The sequence below is a fragment of the Terriglobales bacterium genome (assembly GCA_035624475.1).
Classification (GTDB): domain Bacteria; phylum Acidobacteriota; class Terriglobia; order Terriglobales; family Acidobacteriaceae; genus DASPRL01.
On the sequence record DASPRL010000395.1, the window covers coordinates 1 to 3,049 of the forward strand.

At 69.9% G+C, this 3,049-nt stretch carries 3 protein-coding genes; all 3 read right to left on the reverse strand.

What is annotated here, in order from left to right:
* Nucleotides 1–156 precede the first annotated feature (156 nt).
* Nucleotides 157–1,302 (reverse strand): anhydro-N-acetylmuramic acid kinase, encoded by a 1,146-nt coding sequence (locus tag VEG08_15295; protein HXZ29359.1) that lies wholly within the window; start codon nucleotides 1,300–1,302, stop codon nucleotides 157–159.
* A complete protein-coding gene (nagZ, locus tag VEG08_15300) occupies nucleotides 1,299–2,414 on the reverse strand; it encodes a beta-N-acetylhexosaminidase (GenBank protein HXZ29360.1) in 1,116 nt (371 codons plus the stop codon). Before nagZ ends, VEG08_15295 begins: the two co-directional genes overlap by 4 nt.
* Nucleotides 2,411–3,049, reverse strand: a 639-nt coding sequence (locus VEG08_15305; protein ID HXZ29361.1) for a DNA mismatch repair protein MutS, incomplete at its 5' end; no start/stop codon positions are given. The genes VEG08_15305 and nagZ, both read right to left, overlap by 4 nt.

Genomic DNA, 3,049 nt, shown 5'->3' on the forward strand with positions numbered 1-3,049 from the left:
TCAGCATCACCACGGTGTTGGGATCGGGGCGCTGCGCGCAGGAGGTGAGCAGCAGGAGCAAGAGAATGCAGATTGCAGATTTCAGATTGCAGATTGATCCGAGCGGCCGTCCGGGAAATCTGCGATCTGAAATCTGAAACCTGCAATCCCTCGGCATCATGGATACGACACCTTGCCTAGCACTGCCGGCCGCTCCGCCCCCGTGGCCGCAGGCACGTTCCCCGGCCGCCGCTGCCAGGTCTGGTAGGCGAGCAGGGCGAAGGCCACGGCTTCTTTGGCCGCTCGCGGCAGCCCGAATTCCTCCGAGCGCCGCAGTCGCAAGCCCAGGTTGGCGATCTCCGCCTGGATCATCTTCACCAGGGTGGGATTGGCGGCGCCGCCGCCGGCGACGATGTACTCGCGGTAGCCGGAGTCCGTGAGCACGAAGCGCCGCAGCGCCACTTCGATGGAGCGTGCGGTCAGCGCGGTCGCGGTGGCGATCACGTCCTGCTTGCGGGCGCGGCCGCAGGCCCGCAGGAAGCGCGCCACGAACTCCCGCCCGAACTGCTCCCGCCCCGCGCTGCGCGGCGGCGCCTGCTGGAAGAAGGGCAGCTTGAGCACCTCCGCCAGCACCGGCTCGAGCACGCGTCCGCGGGCGGCCACCCGGCCGTTGCGGTCGCAGGGCTGCCCGTAGAGCCGTTCCATGGCGGCGTCGATCACCATGTTGCCCGGCCCGGTGTCGAAGGCGATGAGCTGCTGCGCGCCCGCGCCGGCGGGAATGGCGGTGAGGTTCGCGATCCCGCCCAGGTTCTGCACCACCCGCCCCAGGCGCCGGTCGCGGTAGAGCAGGTAGTCGAGGAAGGGAACCAGGGGCGCGCCCTGGCCGCCCGCCGCCATGTCAGCGGGGCGAAAGTCGGAGACCACGGGCGTCTGTACCCTCCCCGCGATCACCGCGCCCTCCCCGGTCTGCCAGGTGACCGCCAGCCGGTGGCCGAGATAGAGCGCGGGCTTGCCCTGGTGATAGAGCGTCTGCCCGTGGCAGCCCACCAGGTCAAGGGTGCGGATGCCGGCGCGCTTCTGCGCAGCCAGCACCGCCGCGGCGTAGAGTTCGCCCAGCAGGAAGTTCAGGCGCGCCAGGTCGGCGACGCGCGCGCTCGAGGCGTTCATCGCCGCCAGCACCGCGCGCCGCACCGCGGGCGGATAGGGGAAGTGCCGGTGCGCCAGCAGGCGGAAGCGCGTGCCCCAGCCGCTGCCCAGCGCCCGCACGATGGCCACATCGATGCCGTCGGCCGACGTCCCGCTCATCACCCCGGCGACGATCACGCCTTCTGCTCCACCTGTGCCCGCACCTCGTCGGCGAAGCGGTGCATGCTGCTGCGCAGCTTCTTGAGCGCCGCCTCACTGGGCGGCGCGGCCGCCGTCTTCATCTCCCGCCACTTCTTCTTGGCGGCGAGCACGCGCGCGGCCGATTCCTCGACTCGCGCCCGGAACTCTGGGTTGCGCACTGCTTCCACCAGCACCGCGGTGAAGGCGCGGCGCACCATCTCCTCCTTGTGGCAGACCAGGAACACATCCGCGCCGGCACGGATGGTCTCCACCGCCACCTGCTCGATGGGTCCCGCCGCCTGCACGCCGCCCATCTCCAGGTCGTCGGAGATGACCAGCCCGCGGTAGCGCATGCGCCCGCGCAGGATCTCTTCGATCCAACGCGTCGAAAGCGAGGCCGGGACGCGCTCCTTGGTCAGCCCGGGATAGTCGGCGTGCGCCACCATGACGAAGGGCAGTTGCCGCGCCAGCGCGCGGTAGGGATAGAGGTCCTCGTCCCACAGCCGCCGCCAGGGCTTGAGCACGCTGGGCAGTTCGTGGTGGGTGTCGAGGTTGGCTTCGCCCAGCCCGGGGAAGTGCTTGCCGCAGCCCAGTACTCGGGCTTCCTTCAGGCCGCGCAGAAAGCCGCGGGCGTAGGCGACCACCTTCTTGGGCTCGGCGGAAGCGGTGCGCGGCCCCAGCACGGGACGCGAAACCTGCAGGCCGAGGTCGAGCACGGGAGCGAAGTCGGTGTTGAAGCCCAGCGCGCGCAGTTCCTGCCCGATCAGCGACCCATGTCGTTGAAAGAGCGTCCGCCGGCCGGTCGCGGCCACGTCCGCGACCGCGGGCGCGGGCGCGACCACGCTCTTCAGGCGGTCCACCGTGCCGCCCTCCAGGTCCACGCAGCGGAAGAGGGGGATGGCCACGGCCTTCTGGCACTCGGCCAGCAGGGCGTGCGTCTGCCGCGGATCCACGATGTTGCGCGCGAACAGGATCACCCCGCCCGGCCGCAGCTCGCTGAGCAGCGCGCGCAGGGTGTCGTCGGCTTCGACGCCGTCGAAGCCCAGGATGAGCAACTGCCCCACCTGGTCGCGAAGATCGATTGTCCGGGAGCGCCGCTTGGGGGTCATTCGATCTGCTTCTTGAGGTCGCTGAGCAGGTTCATGGCCTCGAGCGGGGTGAGGCGGTCGAGGTCGGTCTGCTTGAGGCGCTCCGCGATCTTCTGTGAGAGGGTGACGAACATGGGCATCTGCGAGCCCTCGACGGGCGTGACCTCGTCCACCGCCAGGTGGCCGGTGAGCTGGTGCTCGGCGACCTCGTGCTCGCTCAGCACCTCGCGGGCGCGCACGATGACCTCGTGCGGCAAGCCCGCCAGCTTGGCCACCTCGATGCCATAGCTGCGGTCGGCTGTCCCGGCCTCCACCTTCCGCAGAAAGACGATGCCGCCGCCCGTCTCCTTCACCGAGACGTGGTAATTCTTCACCCCGCTCAGCCGGTCGGCCAATTCGGTGAGTTCGTGGTAGTGGGTGGCGAACAGCGTCTTGGCGCGGGTGCGCGCGTGGATGAATTCGATGGCAGCCCAGGCGATGGCCAGGCCGTCATAGGTGGCAGTGCCGCGCCCGATCTCGTCCAAGAGGATCAAAGAGCGCGGGCTGGCGGTGTTCAGGATGGCCGCGGTCTCGGTCATCTCCACCATGAAGGTGGAGCGGCCGCGGGCCAGGTTGTCGCTGGCCCCGATGCGGGTGAAGATGCGGTCCACCAGCCC

What these genes read in the sequence shown, in the direction of transcription:
- nagZ (HXZ29360.1), bottom strand. Translation starts at nt 2,414, where the DNA reads ATGACCCCCAAGCGGCGCTCCCGGACAATCGATCTTCGCGACCAGGTG.